Origin of the sequence: Kocuria sp. (genome assembly GCF_030536815.1) — a bacterium.
Taxonomy (GTDB): Bacteria; Actinomycetota; Actinomycetes; order Actinomycetales; family Micrococcaceae; genus Kocuria; species Kocuria gwangalliensis.
Genome location: NZ_JAUNPE010000322.1, coordinates 1 through 1,718, shown reverse-complemented (window position 1 = coordinate 1,718; position 1,718 = coordinate 1). Strand labels below are relative to the sequence as shown.

Genomic DNA, 1,718 nt, shown 5'->3' with positions numbered 1-1,718 from the left:
GAGTTGGCGCCCAGCCGATTGGCGCCGTGATAGCCCCACCCGGCCTCGCCGCCCACGAACAACCCCGGGACGGAGGTCATCATGTCGTAGTCGCTCCACAGCCCGCCCATCGCGAAGTGCGCGCCCGGCGCGATCCGCATCGGCTGGGTGTAGGGGTCCTCACCGGTCGCGTCGAAGTACATGGCGAACAGGTTCCCGTAGCGTTCCTTGATGGTCGGTTTGCCCAACCGGTCCAGGGCGTCGCGGAAGTCCAGGTACACGCTGTTCTTGAGCGGGCCCACGCCGTGGCCGGCCTCGATTTGTTCGCGTGCCGCCCGGGACGAGATGTCTCGCGGGGACAGGTTGCCGTACGCCGGGTACTTACGCTCCAGGTAGTAATCGCGCTCGCCCTCCGGAATTTCATGGGGCGGGCGGTCATCGCCGGCGCGTGCGGGCACCCAGATCCGACCGTCGTTACGCAGCGACTCACTCATCAGCGTGGTCTTGGACTGCCAGTGCGAACTCACCGGCAGCGCGGTCGGGTGGAACTGGATGAACGAGGGCGAGGCGAAATACGCCCCGCGCTTGTGCGCCCGCCAGGCCGCGGTCACATTGGAATTGTGGGCGAGCGTGGAGCGGAAATACACGTTGCCGTAGCCGCCCGTGCACAACACCACGGCGTGCGCGGTCTCGGCTTCGATCTCGCCGGTGTACAAATTGCGGCACACCACGCCCTGCGCGCGGCCGTCCTTCACGATCAGGTCCAGCATCTCGCGGTGCGTGCGTAGGTCCACGGAGCCCGCGCCCACCTGCCGTTGCAGCGCCCGCGACGCCGCCACTTGCAGCTGCTGCCCCGTCTGACCGCGCGTGTAATAGGTGCGTGAAACCTGCACCCCACCAAATGAGCGGGTGCGCAACTCACCGCCGTATTCGCGTGCGAAGGGCGCGCCGATCGCGTCCATGTGGTCGATCACGCGCACCGATTCCTCGCCCAGCCGGAAGCAGTCCGCCTCCCGCCCGCGGAAATCCCCTCCCTTCACGGTGTCCTTGACGAACCGCTCGAGTGAATCGTTGTCCACCTTCTTGGCGCGCGCCGCATTGATACCGCCCTGGGCGGCTACCGAATGGGCGCGGCGGGCGGCGTCGTGGAAGGTGTACACGACGACGCTGTATCCCAGCTCCCCGAGCGCGGCAGCGCAGCCGGCCCCGGCCAGTCCCGTGCCCACCACGATCACGCGGAACTTGCGCCGGTTCAGCGGGCTGACCAGCTTGTAGTCGAGTTTCCGGCGGGCCCACGCCGTGGCCGGATCGCCGTGGGGAATGCCGCCGTCCAGTGGTTCGGAGGCGCGTTCGGTCAGCGGGGAGCTCATGAAATCAGTCCTGTCAGAACAGCCACGGGAATGGTGATGTTGCCCAGGGCGACCACCACGGCCACCAGCAGAGCCACGACGGCCAGGATGTTGCGGGCTGTGGAACCCACACCAATGCCCAGGTCGTACACCGCGCTCACCAGGCCGTGGAGCAGGTGCAGGGCCAGGGCGAGCATGGCCAGGATGTAGATCAGGGAGGCGGGCCAGCGGCTGAACGAGTCCACCAGATTGGAGTATGCATGGGAGGTGTCATGCGTGGCGGCCTGAAAACCTCCCGGCGCTGCGGGGGACGTGCCCGTTGTCAGGTCCAGCACGTGGAAGATCACGAACAGCAGCAGCACCACGCCGGTGACCAGCATCGACCGCCCG

1 protein-coding gene and 1 pseudogene are annotated in these 1,718 nt (G+C 67.3%); both read right to left on the bottom strand.

All coding sequences use genetic code 11. The annotated features are described in order from the left end of the window. The coding region (sdhA, locus tag Q4E95_RS13615) for a succinate dehydrogenase (quinone) flavoprotein subunit (RefSeq protein WP_303383805.1) at positions 1 to 1,349 on the bottom strand (1,349 nt) is incomplete at its 3' end. Then, a pseudogene (locus Q4E95_RS13610) lies at positions 1,346 to 1,718 on the bottom strand (succinate dehydrogenase); the annotation flags it as partial. The pseudogene Q4E95_RS13610 and the gene sdhA, both read right to left, overlap by 4 nt.